20 protein-coding genes are annotated in these 21731 nt (G+C 66.0%); 14 read left to right on the forward strand and 6 right to left on the reverse strand.

Going from position 1 to position 21731, the window contains the following annotated elements:
- The first annotated feature begins 59 nt into the window (after positions 1-59).
- A complete protein-coding gene (gene gatC / locus K9U40_RS01000) occupies positions 60-347 on the forward strand; it encodes an Asp-tRNA(Asn)/Glu-tRNA(Gln) amidotransferase subunit GatC (RefSeq protein ID WP_012115897.1) in 288 nt (95 codons plus the stop codon).
- Positions 344-1828 (forward strand): Asp-tRNA(Asn)/Glu-tRNA(Gln) amidotransferase subunit GatA, encoded by a 1485-nt coding sequence (gatA, locus tag K9U40_RS01005; protein WP_282888459.1) that lies wholly within the window; start codon positions 344-346, stop codon positions 1826-1828. The genes gatC and gatA overlap by 4 nt, the downstream gene beginning before the upstream one ends.
- A 45-nt stretch (positions 1829-1873) precedes the next feature.
- Here gatA and K9U40_RS01010 read toward each other — a convergent pair whose 3' ends face one another.
- Complete coding sequence (locus K9U40_RS01010; protein WP_349239402.1) at positions 1874-2956, reverse strand: glycosyltransferase family 2 protein; 1083 nt, start codon at positions 2954-2956, stop codon at positions 1874-1876.
- Positions 2957-3244: 288 nt separating this feature from the next.
- On the opposite strand from K9U40_RS01010, the gene gatB reads away from it, so the two are divergent.
- Positions 3245-4735, forward strand: coding sequence for an Asp-tRNA(Asn)/Glu-tRNA(Gln) amidotransferase subunit GatB (gatB, locus tag K9U40_RS01015; protein ID WP_282888460.1), 1491 nt, complete (start codon positions 3245-3247; stop codon positions 4733-4735).
- 104 nt (positions 4736-4839) lie between these two features.
- Here the strand turns inward: gatB and lldD are convergent, their stop codons facing one another.
- Positions 4840-6012 (reverse strand): FMN-dependent L-lactate dehydrogenase LldD, encoded by a 1173-nt coding sequence (gene lldD, locus K9U40_RS01020; protein WP_282888461.1) that lies wholly within the window; start codon positions 6010-6012, stop codon positions 4840-4842.
- The gene (locus K9U40_RS01025; protein WP_282888462.1) at positions 6009-6767 is read right to left on the reverse strand and encodes an FCD domain-containing protein; all 759 of its coding nucleotides are present in this window, start codon (positions 6765-6767) and stop codon (positions 6009-6011) included. The genes lldD and K9U40_RS01025 overlap by 4 nt, the downstream gene beginning before the upstream one ends.
- 691 nt (positions 6768-7458) lie before the next feature.
- On the opposite strand from K9U40_RS01025, the gene K9U40_RS01030 reads away from it, so the two are divergent.
- The 10 genes from K9U40_RS01030 to K9U40_RS01075 all read left to right on the forward strand — a co-directional run bounded on the left by K9U40_RS01030 (position 7459) and on the right by K9U40_RS01075 (position 17787).
- Positions 7459-7758 (forward strand): ArsR/SmtB family transcription factor, encoded by a 300-nt coding sequence (locus tag K9U40_RS01030; RefSeq protein WP_149577635.1) that lies wholly within the window; start codon positions 7459-7461, stop codon positions 7756-7758.
- Positions 7755-8819: a permease gene (locus tag K9U40_RS01035; protein WP_149577636.1), complete on the forward strand. Its 1065-nt coding sequence runs from the start codon at positions 7755-7757 to the stop codon at positions 8817-8819. The genes K9U40_RS01030 and K9U40_RS01035 overlap by 4 nt, the downstream gene beginning before the upstream one ends.
- Before the next feature lie 19 nt (positions 8820-8838).
- Positions 8839-9075 (forward strand): thioredoxin family protein, encoded by a 237-nt coding sequence (locus K9U40_RS01040; protein WP_282888463.1) that lies wholly within the window; start codon positions 8839-8841, stop codon positions 9073-9075.
- Positions 9076-9083: 8 nt separating this feature from the next.
- Positions 9084-9488, forward strand: a complete 405-nt coding sequence (locus K9U40_RS01045; protein ID WP_149577638.1) for an OsmC family protein — start codon at positions 9084-9086, stop codon at positions 9486-9488.
- A gap of 67 nt (positions 9489-9555) precedes the next feature.
- Positions 9556-10743 carry a thiolase family protein gene (locus K9U40_RS01050; RefSeq protein WP_282888464.1) on the forward strand — a complete coding sequence of 396 codons (1188 nt, stop codon included), beginning with the start codon at positions 9556-9558 and terminating at the stop codon, positions 10741-10743.
- Positions 10744-10975: 232 nt separating this feature from the next.
- Positions 10976-11851, forward strand: coding sequence for a PhnD/SsuA/transferrin family substrate-binding protein (locus K9U40_RS01055; protein WP_149577640.1), 876 nt, complete (start codon positions 10976-10978; stop codon positions 11849-11851).
- Between the two features lie 5 nt (positions 11852-11856).
- Positions 11857-13308, forward strand: coding sequence for a sensor histidine kinase (locus K9U40_RS01060; protein WP_149577641.1), 1452 nt, complete (start codon positions 11857-11859; stop codon positions 13306-13308).
- The gene (locus K9U40_RS01065) at positions 13298-14620 is read left to right on the forward strand and encodes a sigma-54-dependent transcriptional regulator (RefSeq protein ID WP_149577642.1); all 1323 of its coding nucleotides are present in this window, start codon (positions 13298-13300) and stop codon (positions 14618-14620) included. The genes K9U40_RS01060 and K9U40_RS01065 overlap by 11 nt, the downstream gene beginning before the upstream one ends.
- 171 nt (positions 14621-14791) lie before the next feature.
- Positions 14792-15313 (forward strand): arsenate reductase (azurin) small subunit, encoded by a 522-nt coding sequence (locus K9U40_RS01070; RefSeq protein ID WP_012115921.1) that lies wholly within the window; start codon positions 14792-14794, stop codon positions 15311-15313.
- Between the two features lie 11 nt (positions 15314-15324).
- Positions 15325-17787 carry an arsenate reductase (azurin) large subunit gene (locus tag K9U40_RS01075; RefSeq protein ID WP_149577643.1) on the forward strand — a complete coding sequence of 821 codons (2463 nt, stop codon included), beginning with the start codon at positions 15325-15327 and terminating at the stop codon, positions 17785-17787.
- A 48-nt stretch (positions 17788-17835) separates the two neighbouring features.
- Here the strand turns inward: K9U40_RS01075 and K9U40_RS01080 are convergent, their stop codons facing one another.
- Positions 17836-18684: a sulfite exporter TauE/SafE family protein gene (locus K9U40_RS01080; protein ID WP_149577644.1), complete on the reverse strand. Its 849-nt coding sequence runs from the start codon at positions 18682-18684 to the stop codon at positions 17836-17838.
- 227 nt (positions 18685-18911) lie between these two features.
- On the opposite strand from K9U40_RS01080, the gene K9U40_RS01085 reads away from it, so the two are divergent.
- Positions 18912-19865 carry a substrate-binding domain-containing protein gene (locus K9U40_RS01085; RefSeq protein ID WP_149577645.1) on the forward strand — a complete coding sequence of 318 codons (954 nt, stop codon included), beginning with the start codon at positions 18912-18914 and terminating at the stop codon, positions 19863-19865.
- Between the two features lie 84 nt (positions 19866-19949).
- On the opposite strand, the gene pstB is transcribed toward K9U40_RS01085, so the two are convergent.
- Both pstB and pstA read right to left on the reverse strand, forming a co-directional pair.
- On the reverse strand, positions 19950-20789 hold the full coding sequence (gene pstB / locus K9U40_RS01090; protein WP_012115925.1) for a phosphate ABC transporter ATP-binding protein PstB: 840 nt from the start codon (positions 20787-20789) through the stop codon (positions 19950-19952).
- Positions 20789-21730, reverse strand: coding sequence for a phosphate ABC transporter permease PstA (gene pstA / locus K9U40_RS01095; protein WP_309749466.1), 942 nt, complete (start codon positions 21728-21730; stop codon positions 20789-20791). The genes pstB and pstA overlap by 1 nt, the downstream gene beginning before the upstream one ends.
- Position 21731: the final 1 nt, after the last annotated feature.

The raw sequence follows: 21731 nt of genomic DNA on the forward strand, positions 1-21731 counted from the left end.
AACCCTTCCACCGCGGCATACCCCTTGCTATAGCGGCGGGCAGCTTTTGGGAGCGTATCATGTCCGTCGATCAGGCGACCGTCCGCCGGGTGGCCCATCTTGCGCGCATCTCGGTGCGCGAGGACGAACTCGGCCATCTTCAGAACGAGCTCAACGCCATCCTCGAATTCGTCGAGCAACTGGCCGACCTCGACGTCTCCGGCGTCGAGCCCTTGACCAGCGTGGTGCCCGTGGAACTGCCCATGCGCGAGGATGTGGTCACCGACGGCCACTGCCCCGAAAAAGTGCTCGCCAATGCCCCCGATGCCGAGGGTGGCTTCTTTACCGTGCCGAAGGTGGTGGAATGACGAAGCTCACACAGCTCACCCTCACCCAGGCCCGCGAGGGCCTCGCCCAGGGCGAGTTCACATCGGTCGAGCTGACGCAGGCCTATCTGAAGGCCATGGAGCAGGCCCGTTCCCTCAACGCCTATGTGCTGGAGACGCCCGAGATCGCCCTGGATATGGCGAAGGAGAGCGACCGGCGCATCGCCGCCGGCGAGACCGGTCCGCTGGAGGGCATCCCCCTCGGCATCAAGGACATGTTCGCCACCGAGGGCGTGCGCACCACGGCCTGCTCGAAGATTCTCGACAATTTCGTGCCGCAGTACGAATCCACCGTCACCTCCCACCTGTGGCGCGACGGCGCGGTGCTGCTGGGCAAGCTCAACAATGACGAGTTCGCCATGGGCTCGTCCAACGAGACCTCGGCGTTCGGCCCCGTCATCTCGCCGTGGCGGCGCGACAATGACGAGACCGCGATGGTGCCCGGCGGCTCCTCCGGCGGCTCGGCGGCGGCGGTGGCGGCCTTTCTGTGCGCGGGCGCGACCGGCACCGACACCGGCGGCTCCATCCGCCAGCCGGCGGCCTTTACCGGCACGGTGGGCATCAAGCCCACCTACGGGCGCTGCTCGCGCTGGGGCATCGTGGCCTTCGCCTCGTCCCTCGACCAGGCCGGCCCGTTCGCCCGCACGGTGAACGACGCGGCGGTGCTGCTGAAATCCATGGCGGGCTACGACCCCAAGGATTCCACCTGCGTCAACCGGCCCGTGCCGGACTATGAGGAGGCGGTGGGCGCCTCCATCAAGGGCAAGAAGATCGGCATTCCGCGCGAATACCGCATGGACGGCATGGCCGACGAGATCGACACCCTCTGGCGCGAGGGCGCCCGCATGCTCAAGGACGCGGGCGCGGAGATCGTGGACATCTCGCTGCCCCACACCCAGTACGCGCTGCCGGCCTATTACATCGTGGCGCCGGCGGAGGCCTCCTCCAACCTCGCCCGCTATGACGGCGTGCGCTATGGCGAGCGGGTGCCGGGCAAGGACGTGGTGGAGATGTACGAGAACACCCGCGCCGCCGGCTTCGGCCCGGAGGTGCGCCGCCGCATCATGATCGGCACCTATGTGCTCTCGGCCGGCTATTACGATGCCTATTACCTGCGCGCGCAGAAGGTGCGCAGCCTGATCAAGCGCGATTTCGACACCGTGTTCGCCCAGGGCGTGGATGCCGTTCTGACCCCGGCCACGCCCTCGCCCGCCTTCGGCATCGGCGAGAAGCTGAAGGCCGATCCGGTGGAGATGTACCTCAACGACGTGTTCACCGTGACCGTGAACATGGCGGGCCTGCCCGGCATTTCCGTCCCCGCCGGCCTTTCGGCGGACGGGCTGCCCCTCGGCCTCCAGCTCATCGGCCGCCCGTTCGAGGAGGAGACCCTGTTCTCCCTCGCCGAGGTGATCGAGGAGGCCGCCGGCCGTTTCCCCGTGGACAAGATGTGGTGGCGCGGCTGAGGTCAGCCGGTTTCGACAGAGGCGCCCGCGCTTCGGTGCGGGTGCCTATCCGAGGCGCTTCCGGATGGAGCGGCTCAGGCGGCGGACGGTGCCGTCCCATTCCGCCTTGAGGGTGGTGTGGCCGCCGCGCAGCGCCCGCCAGCGCCCCACCAGGGACTTGGACAGGAACTTCGCAAGGCCGCTCTCCGCCGCCTGCCGGGAGGTCGCGCCACCCGCCTCAAGACGGCTCAGGGAGGCGATGACCGTATCTACGGCCGAGGCCGCCTTGTCATAGGGGCGGATGGCGGCGAGGGCATCATAACGCCGTGGCCCGCCGAGCCGCTCGAACGGCCGCTGCTGCGTGTCGTCCGGGCCGGTCGCGCCCAAGTAGCAGGCGGTGATAGCATCCAGGCTTTCGAGCCTCAGGCCGGGGCTCGACCGCAGCAGCGCCATGGCGCTCATGGGACCCAGCGCCGTGGTGGCGGGATCGTAATCTGGCCGGGTGCGCCAGCGGCAATAGGCCACCAGCGTCTTCGAGACGATCTGGTCGTGGCTGCGCACCGGGAAATGGGCGAGGGCGACCGACTGCAACTGGTGCACCACCACCTTGCGCCGGAAGCAGAAGGCGGCGTGGTTGCCATCCTCGATCTTGAGTTCCGCATTCGCCGCGACGCTCGCCGGCAGCATCACCTTGGCGCTGAAGCCGGTGAGCTTCTGGGTGCGGTCCGAGACGAAGCTGAAGGGATCGGGGATCTGGTCGAGCGGGCGGGGCAGGTAGTTCCACATGCGCAGCCCGCCGGCCTGGGCTTCGGGCAGGCTGGAGAGTTCCGCTTCGAGGGTGGAGCGGTCCGGCGTGGTGAGAAACTCGTCGCCGTCCAGCAGGAAGGCGAAATCCCACCGCTCCACCCCATAGGCACGCGCAAGCAGGCCCTTGGTGCGCGCGGCCTGGAAATAGGCGGCCTCCTGCGGGCCGTCGAACACGCTCACCGCCAGCCCCTCCGCCGCGAGGGCGTCGAGGATGGCGCGGGTGCCGTCCCGGCTCTGGTCGTCCTCGATGAAGAGGTGGTCAACCACCGCCAGCGTGTGCCGCACGAACGCCTCGATCACGTCCGCCTCGTCGCGGACGATGGCGACGGCGGCAAGCCGCAGGCTCTTCGGCGCGGGGGGGAGGAGGCGAGGGGACGCCGGATGTTGACACGGTCATGAATGGGAGTGAGATGGGGTCTCGTTTGCGCCTGCTATAGCACCGGCCGCGCGGCGAGGCGAGGCGGCAAAGCACGGCCAAGAGCGCGATCCGAACAAATTGCGATGCAAGCAGATCGGCGCGTGCTCTGGCGTTGCGCGCACTCCCCGTTGGGGAGTAGTGAGTTAAGAGAAACGCTCGTCGAAACGCTGATCGCCTGCGCGCCGACGCGGCGGCTAGTCCCGGGACCTTTCATGACCGTACATGTTCGCCCTACCGAACCTAAGAAGCTCATTTCCGGCGCCACCGGCGACTGGGAGGTGGTGATCGGCATGGAGGTGCATGCCCAGGTCGCCTCCAATGCGAAGCTGTTCTCCGGCGCCTCCACCGCCTTCGGCGGCCCGCCCAACGACCATGTCTCGCTGGTGGATGCGGCCATGCCCGGCATGCTGCCCGTCATCAACCAGGAGTGCGTCGCCCAGGCGGTGCGCACCGGCCTTGGCCTGAAGGCGCAGATCAACCTCATCTCGGTGTTCGACCGGAAGAACTATTTCTATCCGGACCTGCCGCAGGGCTACCAGATCAGCCAGTACAAGCAGCCGGTGGTGGGCGAGGGCGAGGTGATCGTCGACCTGCCCGACGGCGAGAGCTTCACCGTAGGCATCGAGCGCCTGCATCTGGAGCAGGACGCCGGCAAGTCCATCCACGACCTGTCGCCCACCCAGTCCTTTGTGGACCTCAACCGCTCCGGCGTGGCGCTGATGGAGATCGTCTCCCACCCCGATTTACGCTCGGCGGAGGAGGCGAAGGCCTATGTGACCAAGCTGCGCACCATCCTGCGCTATCTCGGCACCTGCGACGGCGACATGGAGAAGGGCAATTTGCGCGCCGACGTGAACGTCTCCGTGCGCCGCCCCGGCGCGCCCTTCGGCACCCGCTGCGAGATCAAGAACGTCAACTCCATCCGCTTCATCGGCCAGGCGGTGGAGGCGGAGGCCCGCCGCCAGATCGAGATCCTGGAGGATGGCGGCACCATCTCCCAGGAGACGCGCCTGTTCGACCCCACCAAGGGCGAGACGCGCTCCATGCGCTCGAAGGAAGAGGCGCACGACTACCGCTACTTCCCCGATCCGGACCTGCTGCCGCTGGTGCTGAAGCCCGAATGGGTGGAGGACCTCAAGGGACACCTGCCCGAACTGCCAGACGAGAAGAAGGCCCGCTTCATCGCCGACTATGGTCTCTCGCCCTATGACGCCGGCGTGCTGGTGGCCGAGCGCGAGACCGCCGCCTATTTCGAGGAAGTGGCGGAAGGCGGCGGCGTCAAGCGCGACGGCAAGGCGGCGGCGAACTTCGTCATCAACGAGCTGTTCGGCCGCCTCAACAAGGAAGGGCGCGACATCACCTCGTCGCCGGTCACCCCGCACCAGATCGGGGCCATCCTCGATCTGATCGCGGAGGGCACCATCTCCTCCAAGATCGCCAAGGACCTGTTCGAGATCGTCTTCACCGAGGGCGGCGACCCGCGCGTGGTGGTGGAAGCCCGGGGCATGAAGCAGGTGACCGACCTCGGCGCCATCGAGAAGGTGGTGGACGAGATCATTGCCAAGAACCCGGACAAGGTGGCCCAGGTGCAGGCCAAGCCCACCATGCTGGGCTGGTTCGTGGGCCAGGCCATGAAGGCCTCCGGCGGCAAGGCCAACCCGCAGGCGCTCAACGACATCCTGAAGGCGAAGCTCGGGATCTGAGCCCCCTCCTTCCTGGTTTTCCGCATTCTCCGCAATGCCCGGCCCTGCGCCGGGCATTGTCGTTTTTAGTCTCTTGCCGCGACCGGGCACGCCGTCGCCCCGCCTCACTCCGCTGCGGCGGCGCGGGCCAGCGGCCGCTCGATCTCCCGCACCAGGCTGTCGCGGGAGATGTCGGAGATGGCGCGGGCGCCGGTGAGGGTCATGGCCACCCGCATCTCCTTGGCGATGATGTCGAGCAGGTTCTCCACCCCCGCGCCGCCCGCCGCCGCCAGCGCATAGACGAAGGCGCGGCCGAGCAGCACGCCGTCGGCGCCCTGCGCCAGCATCCGCACCACGTCGAGCCCCGAGCGGATGCCGGAATCGGCGAGAAGCGTCATCTCGCCCTTCACCGCATCGGCGATGGGCGGCAGGGCGCGGGCGGAGGACAGCACGCCGTCGAGCTGGCGCCCGCCATGGTTCGACACGATGATGCCGTCGGCGCCGAAGCGCACCGCGTCGCGGGCATCCTCCGGGTCAAGGATGCCCTTGATGACCATGGGACCTTTCCAGAACTCGCGGATCCATTCCAGGTCCTTCCAGCCGATGGACGGATCGAAATTGGCGCCGAGCCAGCCGACATAGTCCTCGAGCGTGGTCTTCTCCTTGCGATAGGCGGAGACGTTGCCGAGATCGTGCGGGGTGCCCATCAGACCCACGTCATAGGCCCAGAACGGGTGCAATACGGCCTGCACCATGCGCCGGAACGCGGCATTGGGGCCGGACATTCCGGAATGGGCATCGCGATAGCGCGCGCCGGGCACCGGCATGTCCACGGTGAAGACCAGGGTGCGGATGCCCGCTGCCCAGGCGCGCTCCAGCGCGTTCTGCATGAAGCCGCGGTCCTTCAGCACGTAGAGCTGGAACCAGATGGGCTTGGCGACCTGGCTCTGCACTTCCTCGATGGGGCAGACCGAGACGGTGGAAAGGGTGAAGGGGATGCCCTTCCTGGTCGCGGCCTGCGCGGCCTGCACCTCGCCGCGCCGGGCAAACATGCCGGTGAGGCCCACCGGGGCGAGGCCCACGGGCATGGAGAGGGGCTGGTCGAACAGGCTGGCCGAAAGATCCACCTCGCCCACGCTCTTCAGAACGCGCTGGCGCAGGGCGAGGTCGGACAGGTCCTCCACGTTCCGGCGCAGGGTGGCTTCGGCATAGGCGCCGCCGTCGATATAGTGGAACAGGAAGGGCGGCAGGCGGCGGCGGGCCGCCTCGCGATAGTCCGAGGACGACGAGATGATCATGATCTTGCTTCCTTCTCTGTCGCCGCCCGGGAAAGGGCGCGCACCGAGCGTCGCTCGCGCGCCGCGGCATCTTCGATGAGCCGCAGGCTGTCCTCCACGAAATCGAGATGCCGGCGGGTGGCGTCGCGCGCATCGTCGGCGCGGCCTTCCATGATCGCCTCGAAGATGAGGCGATGCTGCTCCTCCAGCGCGTGCGCGGTGCGCGGCAGGCGGTAGAGCTTGTCGAGGCTGGTGGAAATGGAGTGCTGCAGCAGGTCGAACAGGCCCGCCATCACCTGGCGCAGGACCGCATTGTGGGAGGCTTGCGCCACCGCCATGTGGAAGGCGGCATCGGCGCGGGCCTGCGTCGCCGCGTCGGCGCCCTCGGCGGCGCGGATACCCGCATGAGCCGCCGCCAGCCGCGTCCTGTCCTCCTCGCCGGCCCGCAGCGCCGCATGCCAGGCCGCATCGCCGTCTAGCGACCTGCGGATCTCCATGACGTCCTGCCAGTAGCCCGGTTCCAGGCGGGCGAGGGGCGAAAGGGGGGAGAATGCCTTGTCCAGCGAGACGGCGGCGAGGGGTTCGGCCACGAAGGTGCCGCCACCCCGGCGCACGGTGAGGATGCCGCGGCTCACCAGACGCTGGATGGCTTCGCGCAGCCGGGAGCGCGATACCCCTAGGTCGGCGGCGAGCTTGCGCTCCGGCGGCAGCCGCGCGCCGGCCTGAAGTCCGCCTTCGACGATCAAGGCCTCGATCTCGTCCGACAGCTTTCTCACCCGGCCCTCCACGTCGGGAAAGCAGGCGGCACCGTCGCCGCCGCCCGGCCTGCGCAAATTGGTCAGACCAAAATCGCACAGCATTGTTCAGTCATGTCATTTGATCGCTCAGATAACTGAAGACACGAATTAGTCAAATGGCAAATTGGTCAGACCACATTTGCCGGCCGGCTTCATCGCTGGTGTTGCGGTTGCCGGCTGCGGATCGCATCTGGAAGAGTGGCGCTGCTTCGGCCGGTACGCGCGAGGGAAGGCGTGGAGGGAACTGACGATCAGCGCGCGGCTCCGCTGACCGCGCAGGAAGCGCCAGCGGGAAGAGCCTGCCGGCAAGCTGGGGGAAGGGGAGATTGTGCCGCTCAGGGAGCCACGACCGCTGAGGCCCGCCGCCAGACGCTGTTATGGCGGATATGATGTCCTGCGCATTTCGTTGCGCGGGTGCGGACAGGATCCCAAAAGCAAAAAGGCCGCGCTACGGGCGGCCTTTTGCAGATCTGGATATTCAAGACTGATTTTGGTTGCGGGGGCACGCAACCATCTCAAATTGCTATTTCGAGCCGCAGCATAGATATCCGCTCCGAGGTCGAGGGTGAGGGTTCAATTCCCCCTGATTTCGAGAAGCCCTGCGTTCCCAGTGACAAGCTAATTATAAAATGCGCTTGAACGCATATGCGCATTAAAGTAAAAGAAGCGTATGCAGTCCGCCCTCACCCTTCTGTCGGCCCTGGCCGAACCCACCCGCCTCGCGGCGGTCCACCTCCTGTGGGATGGGCACGAGCATTGCGTCTGCGAACTCGTGCGCGTCCTCGGCGTCACCCAATCCCGCATGTCGCGTCATATGGCGGTGCTCAAGCAGGCTGGCGTCGTGGTGGATCGGCGGGACGCCCAATGGGTGCGCTACCGTCGCAATCCCGAACTGCCGGCCGAGCAGGCAACCATCATCAATGCTGTCCTCACCACCCTGGACGCTTCATCGAACAGGAGAGCCGCATGAGCGCCGACCTGTCATTGACCGGGCGCAAGCCACCGAGGGATGCATCGTCACTGACCTGGGCGGCGGTGACGGCCGCGGCGATCGCCCTCTGGTTCGTGGTCTATGCCCAGCTCGCGCCGTTCTCCCAATGGCTAGTGGCCCGCCTGCCGGTGGAGCAAGGCAGCCATCTCGCTGAAGCGGTCGCGTTCTTCATCTACGACACGCCCAAGGTGCTGATGCTGCTGACGCTGGTGGTCTTCGCCATGGGCGTGGTGCGCAGCTTCTTCTCCGCCGAGCGCACCCGCGCCCTGCTCGCTGGAAAACGCGAGGGGCTCGGCAACATTGCGGCCGCCGGCCTCGGCATCGTCACGCCCTTCTGCTCCTGCTCGGCGGTGCCGCTGTTCGTCGGCTTCGTCTCCGCCGGGGTGCCCCTGGGCGTCACCTTCTCCTTCCTCATCGCCGCGCCCATGGTCAACGAGGTGGCGCTGGGCCTCCTGTTCGCGCTGGTCGGCTGGAAGGTGGCGCTCACCTATCTGGCATTCGGCCTCTCCATCGCCATTATCGCCGGCTGGGTCATCGGACGCCTGCACCTGGAGGGCTGGCTGGAAGACTGGGTGCGCAACGTGCGTGCCAGTCCGGTCGAGCTGCCGCCAAACGGTATGACGCTGGTGGATCGCATCAGGGCCGGCCTCGACGCGGTGCGCGACATCGTCGGCAAGGTCTGGATGTGGATCATCGCCGGCATCGCAGCGGGCGCCTTCATCCACGGCTATGTGCCGGAAGATCTCCTCGCCTCCATCATGGGGCGGGATGCGTGGTGGTCGGTTCCGGCTGCGGTGCTGCTGGGCATTCCCATGTATTCCAATGCCGCGGGCATCATCCCGGTGGTCGAGGCCCTGCTGGCGAAGGGGGCAGCGCTGGGCACCGTGCTCGCCTTCATGATGGCGGTCATCGCCCTGTCGCTGCCGGAAATGATCATCCTGCGCAAAGTCCTAAGCCTCAAGCTGATTGCCGTGTTTGTGGGCGTGGTCGGCATCGGCATCCTCGCCGTGGGCTTCCTGTTCAACGCGCTGTTTTCTTAAAACAAGAAAGGCAAAAGCCATGAAAGACGTGAAGGTGCTGGGCCCCGGCTGCTCTCGCTGCGAGGCAACGGCGCAGATGGTGCGGGATGAGGCGGCCAAGCTCGGGCTCGACGTCACGGTGGAAAAGGTCACCGACTATGCGGTGATCGCCGGATACGGCATCGCCTCGACGCCGGGCATCGTCATCGACGGCAAGGTGGTGCACGCCGGCGGCCTGCCGAAGCCGGACGATCTCGCCCGCTTGCTCGCGGCGTGAGCGCCGCCATGCTGGAATACAAGGTTCACGCGTCGCGCATCGACGTACACGGCAGCCTCGCCCGCACCAAAGAGGCCGAGATCACCCTCGACACCGACATTGGCGGGCGCGCCGATGCTTTCAACCCGGCGGAACTGTTCCTTGCCGCCATCGCGGCCTGCATGATCAAGGGCATCGAGCGGGTGACCCCGATGCTGAATTTCGAGCTGCGCGGGGTGGATGTCACGCTCCACGCCGTTCGGCAGGACGCGCCGCCGAAGATCATCTCGGTGGATTACGAGCTGATCATCGATACGGACGAGACGGAGCAGCGCCTGGCTTTGCTCCACACCAACGTCCGCAAGTACGGCACGATTTCGAACACCGTGGCGGAAGCGACCCGATTGGACGGGACGATCCGAAGGAAGGCATGAGGCGCATCAAGGCGCTGCGCGCACCCGCGCGAATGCGATCTGTCGTTATCCATGAAAGGCCAAGTCCATGACGAAACGAGACGTGGTCATCTGCGCGCCGGTGCGCACGGCGATCGGCACTTATAATGGCGCTCTGAAGGCGGTCCCCGCGACCGAGCTGGGTGCGACAGTCGTGCGCGAGACGCTCCGTCGCTCGGGCCTCGATGCAGCCAAGCTGTCGAGCCTCATCATGGGCAATGTGGTCCAGGCCGGCAACAAGATGAACCCCGCCCGCCAGGCGGCCGTCCATGGCGGCGTACCGGTGGAGGTGCCGGCCATGACTGTGAACCGGGTCTGCGGCTCCGGCGCCCAGGCCGTTGCCTCGGTCGCCCAGGAGATCTGGCTGGGCTTCGCCGATGCGGCGATCGCCGGCGGCATGGAGAACATGGACGCCGCGCCCTACCTCATGAGCGGCGGGCGCTGGGGCTATCGCATGGGCGATGCGCAGATCTACGATTCCATGCTGCGCGACGGCTTGAACGACGCCTTCTCGGGCGAGCATTCCGGTTGGCACACCGAAGACCTCGTGACCAAATGTGGTGTCTCCCGCGAGGATCAGGACCGTTGGGCGGCGCGCTCGCAACAGCGCTTTTCCCAGGCGCAGGCCGCCGGAAAATTCGATGCCGAGATCGTCGGTGTCGAAATCAAGGGCCGCAAGGGGCCGGAGATCTTCGCTCGCGACGAGCACAATCGGCCGGACACCACGATCGAATCCCTCACCAAGCTGAAGCCGGCCTTCCGTAAGGACGGCACCATCACCGCCGGAAACGCGCCCGGTCTCAATACCGGCGCCGCGGCGATGATCCTCGCCGAACGCGATTTCGCCGCGGCGAACGGCCTTGAGCCGCTGGCGCGGGTCGTCGCCTTCGGCGTCGGCGCGGTGGAGCCAGGCATGTTCGGCATCGGTCCGGTACCAGCCGTGCGCCAGGCGCTGGGGCGTGCGGGCTGGACGATCGCGGAGGTCGAGCGGGTGGAAATCAACGAGGCCTTCGCGGCGATCGCCCTCGCCGTTACCCGCGAGCTCGGCCTTGCCGAAGAGGTCGTCAATGTTGAAGGCGGGGCCATCGCCCATGGCCATCCCATCGGCGCGAGCGGGGCGATCCTGACCACGCGGCTCATCCATTCGATGCGGCGCGACGGCCTCAAGCGTGGCATCGTTACCCTCTGCATCGGCGGCGGCCAGGGCATCGCGCTGGCGATCGAAACACTGGCCTGACAGGCAGGTCAGACGCCCGTGCGGGCTGCCGGCTTCGGCCGCGATCCCGCGCGGGTTCTTTGAAAGTGGCCCTCGCGCCGCCAATTGATTCCACGGCAGAAGAACAAGCCTCCTGGCGGGGGCACTGCGCAAATTGTCGTTTCTCACGCCGACACGGATGCCCGTTTGCCTTTCAGGCCATCCGCGTTATTCTTCGATTTAAGAAGAATTACAAAGCGGGAGGCCCTAGCAAATGGGCGCCGGTTCGCGCATCGACCGCAGGGCGGTCCTTGCTGCCGCTGCTTCCATGGTCGGCGCGACGCTCGTGCCCCTGTTGGCGCGCGCCTCGGCCGGCATCATCCGTTTTGGCCTGACCCCCGTCTTCCTGACCTCCGACCTCGAACTGCTCGGCCGGCTTCAGATTTACCTGCGGCGGGCCACCGGCTTACCGGTCGAACTCGTCAGCCGGCGGACCTATCAGGAGATCACCGCGCTGCTGGTCTCGGGTCAGCTCGATGCCGCGTGGATCTGCGGCTATCCGTTCGTCGCCCATCGTGACGCGCTCCAGCTGGTCGCGGTTCCGCTGTGGCGCGGGCAGCCGCTCTATCAGTCCTGCCTCATCGTCGACCGGGACCGTGACGCACGGGACTTCCAGGACCTCAAGGGCGATATCCACGCCTTCTCGGACCCCGATTCCAATTCCGGCTTCCTCGTCACCCGCGCGCTTCTCGCGGAGCACGGCCTGAAGCCCCCGTCCTTCTTCGCCCGCACCTTCTTCACCTACGGCCATCGCAACGTGATCCGTGCCGTGGCCTCGGGCCTCGCCCAATCCGGTTCCGTGGACGGCTACGTCCTGGACGTTATGCGGGAGATCGAGCCGGAGCTGACGTCGCGCGTCGCCATCCTGCGCCGGTCCGAATGGCTCGGCTTCCCGCCCATCGCTGCCCCGCGCCATCCGCCAGACCCGCAGGCGCTCGCCGCGCTGACGGAGGCGCTTGCGCGCATGAACGAGGACGAGGATGGCAAGGCGGTGCTCGCCATGCTGCGGCTCGATGGTTTCGCGCCGCAGGAGGCGAGCCTCTTCGACCCCATCGCCGCAAAGGCGGCGCTCGTCGCGGGCACCGGGTGACGCCCATGATCGCGCGCCTTGACCCCCGCCAGTGGCCCGTCACCCTCAAGGTGCCCCTAGCGGTTGCGGCGCTCATGGTGCTGGTGGGGCTTGCACTCTCCGAGCGCGTGCTGAGCCGGCTGGGGGAGACGCAGGAGCGCCAGTTGCGCGCCTTGGCGCAGACCTATCTGGACAGCCTCTCCTCCGCGGTCGCACCCGCGATCCTAAGAGACGATGTCTGGGAAGTTTATGACGCCATCATGCGGGCACAGGCCCTCAACAAGAGCCTGCATCCGTTGAGCGCCGTGATCACCGACGCGGAGGGCCTCGTGATCGCGGCGTCCGATCCCCGTCGCTTCCCCATTGGGGTGCGTCTCCCGTCCGATCTCGCTCCGCTCGCAACCGGCCGGGATTTCAGATTCGAGGCGGGCGCCAGATCCGCCACCGCGACGCGCGTGCTTTCCTATCCTGGACGCATCGTCGGAATCATCCACGCCACTTTCGACACCAGCCATCTGGCTTTGGAGCGGCGCGACGTCGTCCTCGCGCTCGCGGCCACGAACGGGATGGTCACGCTGCTGCTCGCCGTGGCCGGCTGGTTGCTCGTCGCCCGCATGATGGCGCCGGTGCGCACGCTCTCGCGCTATCTGGGCGCTGCGAGCGAAGGGCGGGCGACGCCCGTTCCCCCGGAGGCGGTCGCGCGCAACGGCGCTGAATTCGCCCGCCTGTTCCTAGCCTACAATGCGCTGGTCCGGTCCATGTACGAGCGGGAGGACCTAGCCCGACAATTGGCGGACGAGCATCGGCTCGGCAGCCTCGGGCGGCTCACCTCGGCGCTCGCCCACGAGATCAACAACCCGCTGGGCGGCCTTTTTAACGCGCTGGCGACGCTGAAGACCCATGGACACCATGCGGCGGTCCGAAAATCGTCCCTCGGCCTTCTCGAACGAGGCCTCGTCGGTATCCGCGACGTGGTGCGCACCACCCTCGCTTTGTATCGGCCGGAGCAGGCGCCGCGACCCCTCGCCATGGCCGATTTCGAGGACCTGCAGCTACTGATTGCCCCCGCGGCGCGCCGGAAGGGTGTCGATCTGAGGTTCTCCGGTCCCGTCGACGTGTTGCTTCCTCTGCCCAGCACCCCGGTGCGCCAGGCCGTGCTGAACCTGCTGCTGAATGCGGTTTCCGCCGCCCCGCCGGGAAGCGAAGTGGCGGTGGATGCGTCGCTCACGCCGACGGCCCTGCATGTAATCGTGTCGGATCGAGGCAGCGGCCTGCCCGAGCCTGCGGGGTGCCTTCTTGCGGCTGGCGGGGAAACGGGTGGCCCACCCTGGGGCGGCGGCCTCGGCTTGTGGACCACCCGGCGCATCCTGGACGACCTCGGTGCCTCGGCCGAGGTCGAGCGGCCTGAAACGGGGGGAACGCGGATCCGTCTTCTCTTCCCTTTCATCGCCCCAATGGAGCTCGCCCATGTCGCATGAGCCTCCCGTCATCGGCCTCGTGGAGGACGATCCCATCATGGGCGAGAGCCTCGCGCAGCGGCTCGGCCTGGAGGGAATGAGGGTGCATTGGTGGCGGACCGGCTGCGCAGCGGTGGCGGATATCCGGAAGATTCGCTTCGAGGCTATCGTATGCGACATCCGCCTTCCGGATCTCGATGGGGAGGCTGTGTTCCGGGAAGCGGCGCACGTGCCTCGGACGCCGCCTTTCCTGTTCGTGACCGGCCATGGCGACATCGACCAAGCGGTGCGCCTGATGCGGTCCGGCGCGGCGGACTACGTCACCAAGCCCTTCGAGATGGAGGACTTCCTGGCGCGGCTCACCGACTTGCTGATGCCGCATGGAACCACGGAAGGCGGCACGTTGGGCGTCTCACCCGCCATCCGGCAGGTGGAGGCTCTGTTGTGCAGGATGGCTCGCCTGTCCTCCAATCTGCTCATCACGGGGGAGACAGGGACAGGTAAGGATGTAGCCGCCCGCTTCATCCATGCGCAATCGCGGCACGCGACCGCGCCGTTTATCGCGGTCAACTGCGCCGCCATTCCCGCCGACTTGATGGAAAGCGAGCTGTTCGGCCACGAGCGAGGCGCGTTCACCGGTGCCGCGCAGCGCCATCTCGGCTATGTGGAGCGCGCCGGCGACGGCACGCTGTTTCTCGACGAGATCGGGGAATTGCGTCCGGAGTTGCAGGCAAAACTCCTGCGGCTGATCGAGAGCAAGACGTTTCAGAGGGTCGGCGGTGAGCGCGAGATCGCCTTCGGCGGCCGTATCGTGACGGCCACCAACGCCGATCTGGCGCTGCGAGTTGTCGAGCGACAATTCCGCGAGGATCTCCTTTACCGCATCAACGCGGTCAGCATTCGCCTGCCATCTCTGCGGGAGCGCCCCGATGACATCCCATGGCTCATGGAGCGCTTCTTTACGGAATATAGCGCGGACACCGAGACCAACCTGAAAGGGATCAGCGCCCTCGCCGAGGAGGCCGCGATGCAGCATCCTTGGCCCGGGAATGTGCGGGAGCTGCGGAACCGGATGGAGCGTGCGGTCGCTCTTGCCTTGGGCCCCTGGCTGATGCCCGGGGATCTCTTTCCCGAGATCGTTCGCGAAGGCGCTGACGCCGGCCTACGGATCGGCTCACTGGAATCCGCGCGCCAGGAGGCGGAGAAGCGTCACATCCTCCGGGCGCTGTCCGCGACCGCGGGCGAACTCTCCGCCGCCGCCCGGCTCCTCGGCGTTGGGCGCACCACCCTGTGGGAGAAGATGCGCCGCCTCGGTTTGGGTAGCGACGGCTGACGGCGCGTTCGGGTTTCCGGACAGACGGCGCCGCAGCATGTTCGGGACGGCGGACGTGCTCGCCTCATCTCGCTCGTTAAATCATTGAATTCTCTACTCAGCTCCGCATGGCGCAGCTTCTGCAGGACGTCTTGCGTCCGAAAGGACCAATACGCTCTGGGAGGAGCTTTCATGAAAAGATGTCCCAGCCTCGTCGATGCCGGCCGCCGCAGCTTCCTGACCGGCGCCGGCCTTGCGACCGCAGGCGCCGCCGTCGCCTCCGTTCTGCCGGCCCAAGCCAAGGCGGCCCCTGCGGTCGCGTTGGTGAGATATCCAGCGAACCGCCTCGCCAATGTGAAGGACCTGAAAGTTAATGAGCCGCTGGACGTGGCCTATCCCGATGACGACGCGCCCGGCGTCCTTCTGAAGCTCGGGACACGCGTGGCCGGAGGCGCCGGACCCGACGGCGACATCGTCGGCTTCACCACCGTCTGCCCGCACAAGGGATTTCCCCTTTCTTACAGCACGACGGACAAGACGCTGAACTGCCCCGGCCATTATTCCCGCTTCGATTGCGAGAAAGGCGGCCAGCAGATCTGGGGCCAGGCGACGCAGAACCTGCCGCAATACGCGCTGCGTGTGGACGCGAAGGGCGACATCTATGCCGAAGGCGTGGATGAGCTGCTCTACGGCCGCCTCTCCAACGTGCTCTGAGGGAGGACACCATGGCTTACAAGCGCCAGATCGGCCAATTGCCCATCATTCCCGCCAATGCGACCGTCCACAACGTCGTCTGCCACTATTGCATCGTCGGCTGCGGCTACAAGGCCTATAGTTGGGACGCCCGATACGAGGGCGGCACGGCGCCGGGCGAGAACGCCTTCGGCGTCGATCTCTCCAGGCAACAGCCGGCAGAGACCGCAGCCTGGTATGCGCCGTCCATGTACAACATCGTCAGGCAGAACGGGCGAGACGTGCACATCGTCATCAAGCCCGACAAGGCGTGCGTGGTGAATTCCGGCCTCGGCTCCGTGCGCGGCGCGCGGATCGCCGAGATGAGCTATTCGCGCCAGCGCAACACCCAGCTCCAGCGCCTCACCGATCCCCAGGTCTGGCGCTACGGACAGCTCCAGCCCACGAGCTGGGACGACGCCCTCGACCTCGTCGCCCGCGTCACCGCAGCGGTGATCGCTGAGCAGGGCGAGGACGGCCTGTTCGTGTCCGCCTTCGACCACGGCGGCGCGGGCGGCGGATACGAGAACACCTGGGGCACCGGAAAGCTCTATTTCGGCGCCATGAAGGTAAAGAACATCCGCATCCACAATCGCCCGGCCTACAATTCGGAGGTCCACGGCTCGCGCGACATGGGGGTGGGCGAGCTCAACAATTGCTACGAGGACGCGGAGCTCGCCGACACCCTCGTAGCGGTGGGCACGAACGCGCTGGAAACCCAGACCAACTATTTCCTGAACCACTGGGTGCCCAACCTGCGCGGAACCTCCCTCGACAAGAAGAAGGCGGAGTTCGGCAGCGAGCCGGTGGCCAAGGCGCGCATCGTCATCGTCGATCCGCGCCGCACCGTCACCGTGAATGCCAGCGAGGTGGAGGCGGGCAAGGAGAACGTGCTCCATCTCGCCCTCAATTCCGGCACCGACCTGATCCTGTTCAACGCCTGGCTCACCTACGCGGCGGAGAAGGGGTGGATCGACAAGGGTTTCATCGCGGCCTCCACGAAGGACTTCGACAAGGCCCTGGCGGCCAACAAGGTGAGCGTGGCGGAAGCCGCTCGCGCCACCGGCCTCAGCGAGGCGGACATCGTCAAGGCGGTCACCTGGATCGGCGAGCCCAAGGCCGGCGGGGCACGTCGGCGGACCATGTTCGCCTATGAGAAGGGCCTCATCTGGGGCAATGACAACTACCGCACCAACCAGGCGCTGGTGAATCTCGCCCTCGCTACCGGCAATATCGGCCGTCCGGGCGGCGGCTGCGTGCGCATGGGCGGCCACCAGGAGGGTTATTGCCGCCCGTCCGACGCCCATGTGGGCCGGCCCGCAGCCTATGTGGACAAGCTGCTGATCGAGGGCAAGGGCGGCGTGCACCACATCTGGGGCTGCGACCACTACAAGACCACGCTCAACGCCATGGCTTTCAAGCGCGCCTACAAGATGCGCACGGACCTCGTGAAGGACGCCATGGCCAGCGTGCCCTACGGCGACCGCGATGCCATGGTGGCCGCCATCTTGGGCGCCATCCGCAAGGGTGGGCTGTTCAGCGTCGACGTGGACATCGTGCCGACCCATATCGGCGAGGCCGCCCATGTGATGCTGCCCGCCGCGACATCCGGCGAGATGAACCTCACCTCCATGAACGGCGAGCGGCGCATGCGCCTTACCGAGCGCTACATGGACCCGCCGGGCCAGGCCATGCCCGATTGCCTCATCGCCGCGCGGATCGCCAATCACATGGAGCGGGTGCTGCGCGCCATGGGCAAAACGGAGGTGGCGGACAAGTTCAAGGGCTTCGACTGGAAGAGCGAGGAAGACGCCTTCATGGACGGCTACGCCAAGAACGAAAAGGGCGGCGCGTTCGTCACCTACGATCGCCTGCGGACCATGGGCACTAACGGCTTCCAGGAGCCCGCCACGGCCTTCGCAGACGGCAAGATCGTCGGCACCAAGCGGCTGTTCGCCGATGGCAAGTTCAACAAGCCGGACGGCAAGGCGGTGTTCGCCGAAACCCGGTGGCGCGGCCTCCAGGCCCCCGGCAAACAGGCGGAGAAGGACAAGTTCGCCTTCCTCATCAATAACGGGCGGGCGAACCTCGTCTGGCAGAGCGCCTATCTTGACGTGGAGAATGAGCTGGTCATGGATCGCTGGCCCTATCCCTTCATCGAGATGAACCCGCAGGACATGGGCGAGCTTGGCCTCAAGAGCGGCGATCTCGTGGAGGTCTACAACGAGAACGGCTCCACCCAGGCCATGGCCTATCCCACCCCCACGGCGAAGCGGAAGGAGACTTTCATGCTGTTCGGCTTCCCGACCGGCGTGCAGGGCAATGTGGTGTCCGCGGGGGTCAACGAGGACATCATCCCCAACTACAAGCAGACGTGGGGCAACATCCGCAAGATCGCCGACGCGCCGGAAGGCGTGCGGCACCTGACCTTCAAGTCGAAGGAGTATCCGGCCTGACGGCGGGCACCATCGGCCGGCGTTCTGGCGCCGGCCGAGACCGCACCCTCATCCGTGGCGCCACACTTTCACCGATGACACGACGAGGATCAGCGCCAGGATGGGAAGCAAGACCTGCTCGGGCACAAGCCCAAGGAGGTGCCCGCCGATGAAGGCGCCCACGATGGAGCCCACCGCCATCACGGCCACGAACACCTTGTTCTGCGCGACGGTGGCGAAGGCGTTGTCGCGGCTGTAGCGGGTGAAGCCGACGATCATGGTGGGCAGGCTCACCGCCAGCGACAGGCTGCCGGCGAGCTTGATGTCCGCGCCGAAGAGAAGCACCAGCGTCGGAATCAGCAGCTCACCGCCGGCCACGCCCATCAGCGAGGCGACCACGCCAATGGCGAATCCCGCAATGACGCCGGCCACGATCAGCCAGGGTCCCGAAAGCAGCGCGGACGCTGCGGTCGATCCGTGTCCGAACAGGAGGGCGACGGCGATCAGCACCAGCAGGACTGCCAAGACCCGGTAGAGGGTGCGGGAGCTGAGCCGGGTGGCCCAGCCGGCGCCGAACCAGGCGCCAACGAGGCTACCCGCCAACAGGTTGAGGATGATCGGCCAGTTGGTCGCGATCGCGCTGAAGGGCACCGTCGCCGCCCTGAACGGCAGCGCGCTAGCGACGACGACCAGGCTCATGGCCTTGTTGAGGATGACCGCTTCGAGCGCCCGGAAGCGGAATGGGCCGATCAGCAGCGGCAGGCGGAACTCTGCGCCACCAAGCCCGATGAGACCGCCGAGCATGCCGATGAGGGCGCCCCCGGCGAAGGCCGGCACCGGCGGGGGGCCAGGGTTGGACCCCCGCTCGTCCCGTGTGTTGGCACGCTCGGACGACAGTGGAATGGACTGCTGGGACATGGATGAGCCTCCGGCCATGATCGTTCGGACGGAGCCGCCATCATGGTATGAAATGATATGAATTGATACGAAAACAAACGATTTGACGGGTATATTGCTGGTTTAATGAGCCGAGCGTGGCGAATAGATGTTGTTTTGTAAAGATAGAATGGTCAGGACGGCTGGCCGAAGGCCGAGCTATATGCCAAATGATATGAAATTAGATGAATTGAGATGCCGGACATTCCATGGATACGCCTAACGCCCTGACTGTCGAAGATGTGGCCGAGCGGCTGCACGTCAGCCGGAGCGGCATTTATGCTCTGATCAAGGCAGGCGGGATCGGCTTCTACAAGGTCGGCCGTAAGATCCGCTTCACCGAGGCGAACGTGCGCGACTATATCGAGCGCTCCGGCAGGGCCGCGCGCGCGCCCGAGCTGGCAGGCCGCCCGGCATTCGACGAGAACCGGTATTTTGACCTGAAGGCGGAGCGTCGGGCCGGGGACGGCTTCATCATCTGCGGCCAGGACCTCATCCTCGACATCCTGTCCAACTTCATGCGCATGCACGGCGTCATGGCGCTCAGGGCCTATATCGGCAGCTACGACAGCCTCGTCTCGCTCTATTACGGCAAGGTCTCCGTCGCGAGCGCACATCTGTGGGACAGCGCCGGCGACGACTACAACGTGCCCTATGTCCGTGCCTTACTGCCTGGCGTGCGCTGCGCGGTGGTCAACGTCACCTACCGCATGCAGGGCCTCTACGTCGCCAAAGGCAACCCGAAGGCCATCCGAACATGGCAGGACTTCGCCCGCGACGACATCACCATGATCAACCGCGAGAAGGGGGCGGGATCGCGGGTGCTGCTCGACGAGAACCTGAAGCTCCTCGATCTCTACGCCAGCCGGATTAAGGGCTACGATAGCGAGAACCAATCCCATCTCGCCGTGGCGAGCGCAGTGGGCCGTGGCGACGCCGACGTGGCGGTGGGGATGGAAAAGGTCGCCCGCCAAGTAGATAATGTGGACTTCGTCCCACTGAAGAGGGAACGCTACGACCTTGTGGTCCGTAAAGAGCATCTCGACACACCGGAGGTCGCGACGATGCTCAAGATCCTGCGCTCGGAGCGGTTCCAGAACGAGTTCAAGAGCATCGGCGGATATGACATCACCGACATCGGGAAGATCGTGGCTGAGACGTGAGGCCGAATCTACTGCCGTCGCTGAAGCGCCCGAATGCCAAGTCCACGAGCGAACTTCCCGCCGCCTCCCACCGAGCCGAACGCCTCAGCCGAACCGGCCGGTGATATAGGAGCGCGTGCGCTCCTCGGTTGGGTTGGTGAAGATCAGGCTGGCCACGTCGTATTCCACCATGTGGCCGAGATGCATGAAGGCGGTGAAATCCGAGATGCGCGCCGCCTGCTGCATGTTGTGGGTGACGATCACGATGGTGTAGGCGCCCCGCAACTCGTCCATCAGTTCCTCGATCTTCGCCGTGGCGATGGGGTCGAGGGCCGAAGTGGGTTCGTCGAGCAGGATGAGCTCCGGATCTGGGGCGAGGGTGCGGGCGATGCACAGGCGCTGCTGCTGGCCGCCCGACAATCCATAGGCGGATTCCTGGAGGCGGTCCTTCACCTCGTCCCATAGGGCGGCTTGGCGTAGCGCGGCTTCCACGCGCCCATCCACTTCGGAGCGATTCCGGATGCCCCGGATGTGGAGGCCGGATGCCACATTCTCATAGACCGATTTCGGAAACGGGTTGGGCTTCTGGAACACCATGCCGATGCGCAAACGCGCGAGCATTGGATCTACTTCCGGCGCCACGATGTTGATCCCCTCCGGATAGAGGATGATCTCGCCCTGATACCGGTTGCCCGGATATAGGTCATGCATGCGGTTGAAGCAGCGCAGGAGCGTGGACTTTCCACATCCCGACGGCCCAATGAGGGCGGTGACCTTACCCTCGACGATCGGAAGCTCCACCCCCTTGAGCGCCTGGTTGTCGCCGTAGAAGAAATTGAGGTTGCGAACAGAAGCGCGCAGGGGGGCGGGCTCCTTGCTGGCCACGGCGTCCAATGCTGGGGTCACGGCGGTCATCTCGTTCTCCGAAAGGCCGGGCTGCAGCATCAGCGCATGCTCCGGCGGATCTTGTAGCGCAGCCAGATGGCGATCGCATTCATCAGCAGCGTCATAAGCAGCAGAATGAGACCGGTTGCTGCTGCGTTCACGTGGAACGCCGCCTGGGGACGTGAAACCCAGTTGAACATCTGGATCGGCATCACCGTGAACGGCGAGTTGAGCCAGTTGAAATTGATGAACGGAAAGGTGTCCTGGACCGGTGAAGGCGGCAGGAAGGCGATGAAGGTGAGCGCGCCGATGGTGATGATGGGCGCGGTCTCGCCGATGGCCCGTGACATACCGACGATGGCACCCGTGAGGATGCCGGGACGCGCGGTGGGCAGGATGTAGCCGCTCACCGTCTGCCATTTGTCGGCGCCAAGCGCATAGGCGCCCTCGCGGATCTCGAGCGGGATGGAGCGCACCGCCTCGCGTGTGGCGACTATGATGATGGGCAGGATGAGAAGCGCCAGCGTGATGCCCGCAACTAGAATCGTCTGGCCCATGGCCAAGCTCTGCACGAACAGGCCGAGGGCGAGCAGCCCATAGATGATGGAGGGCACGCCCGCGAGATTGGTCACATTGATTTCGATGAGATGGGTGATCCAGTTCCGCGGCGCATATTCCTCAAGATAGAGGCCTGCTGCGACGCCGAGCGGCACCGCCAGCGCCGTCGTCACCAGCATCACCAGCGTGGTGCCGACCCAGGCGGACAGAATGCCGGCCTCCGAAGCGCGTCGGGAGGGGAAGCTCGTCAGGAAATCAAGATCAATGCGGCCAAGCCCGTCCACCATGAAGTCCACGATGAGCGACAGCAGAACGATCATGGAAATGACGAGCACGCTGAGGCCCAGGATCGCGAAATTGCGGTCGGACCGATGCGCCCGAGCGACGATTTCCGCGTCGGAGAGGCGGCGGGAGGGTTGAGCGGCGAGCGGCTTCACGGCCATC

The organism is Xanthobacter autotrophicus (assembly GCF_030015065.1).
GTDB lineage: Bacteria > Pseudomonadota > Alphaproteobacteria > Rhizobiales > Xanthobacteraceae > Xanthobacter > Xanthobacter autotrophicus_D.

Bases quoted from the DNA above. Each gene is read 5' to 3' on its own strand.
- gatC (WP_012115897.1), top strand. From the start codon at position 60: ATGTCCGTCGATCAGGCGACCGTCCGCCGGGTGGCCCATCTTGCGCGC.
- gatA (WP_282888459.1), top strand. From the start codon at position 344: ATGACGAAGCTCACACAGCTCACCCTCACCCAGGCCCGCGAGGGCCTC.
- gatB (WP_282888460.1), top strand. From the start codon at position 3,245: ATGACCGTACATGTTCGCCCTACCGAACCTAAGAAGCTCATTTCCGGC.
- lldD (WP_282888461.1), bottom strand. From the start codon at position 6,012: ATGATCATCTCGTCGTCCTCGGACTATCGCGAGGCGGCCCGCCGCCGC.
- K9U40_RS01030 (WP_149577635.1), top strand. From the start codon at position 7,459: ATGCAGTCCGCCCTCACCCTTCTGTCGGCCCTGGCCGAACCCACCCGC.
- K9U40_RS01035 (WP_149577636.1), top strand. From the start codon at position 7,755: ATGAGCGCCGACCTGTCATTGACCGGGCGCAAGCCACCGAGGGATGCA.
- K9U40_RS01040 (WP_282888463.1), top strand. From the start codon at position 8,839: ATGAAAGACGTGAAGGTGCTGGGCCCCGGCTGCTCTCGCTGCGAGGCA.
- K9U40_RS01045 (WP_149577638.1), top strand. From the start codon at position 9,084: ATGCTGGAATACAAGGTTCACGCGTCGCGCATCGACGTACACGGCAGC.
- K9U40_RS01050 (WP_282888464.1), top strand. From the start codon at position 9,556: ATGACGAAACGAGACGTGGTCATCTGCGCGCCGGTGCGCACGGCGATC.
- K9U40_RS01055 (WP_149577640.1), top strand. From the start codon at position 10,976: ATGGGCGCCGGTTCGCGCATCGACCGCAGGGCGGTCCTTGCTGCCGCT.
- K9U40_RS01060 (WP_149577641.1), top strand. From the start codon at position 11,857: ATGATCGCGCGCCTTGACCCCCGCCAGTGGCCCGTCACCCTCAAGGTG.
- K9U40_RS01065 (WP_149577642.1), top strand. From the start codon at position 13,298: ATGTCGCATGAGCCTCCCGTCATCGGCCTCGTGGAGGACGATCCCATC.
- K9U40_RS01070 (WP_012115921.1), top strand. From the start codon at position 14,792: ATGAAAAGATGTCCCAGCCTCGTCGATGCCGGCCGCCGCAGCTTCCTG.
- K9U40_RS01075 (WP_149577643.1), top strand. From the start codon at position 15,325: ATGGCTTACAAGCGCCAGATCGGCCAATTGCCCATCATTCCCGCCAAT.
- K9U40_RS01080 (WP_149577644.1), bottom strand. From the start codon at position 18,684: ATGTCCCAGCAGTCCATTCCACTGTCGTCCGAGCGTGCCAACACACGG.
- K9U40_RS01085 (WP_149577645.1), top strand. From the start codon at position 18,912: ATGGATACGCCTAACGCCCTGACTGTCGAAGATGTGGCCGAGCGGCTG.
- pstB (WP_012115925.1), bottom strand. From the start codon at position 20,789: ATGCTGCAGCCCGGCCTTTCGGAGAACGAGATGACCGCCGTGACCCCA.
- pstA (WP_309749466.1), bottom strand. From the start codon at position 21,730: ATGGCCGTGAAGCCGCTCGCCGCTCAACCCTCCCGCCGCCTCTCCGAC.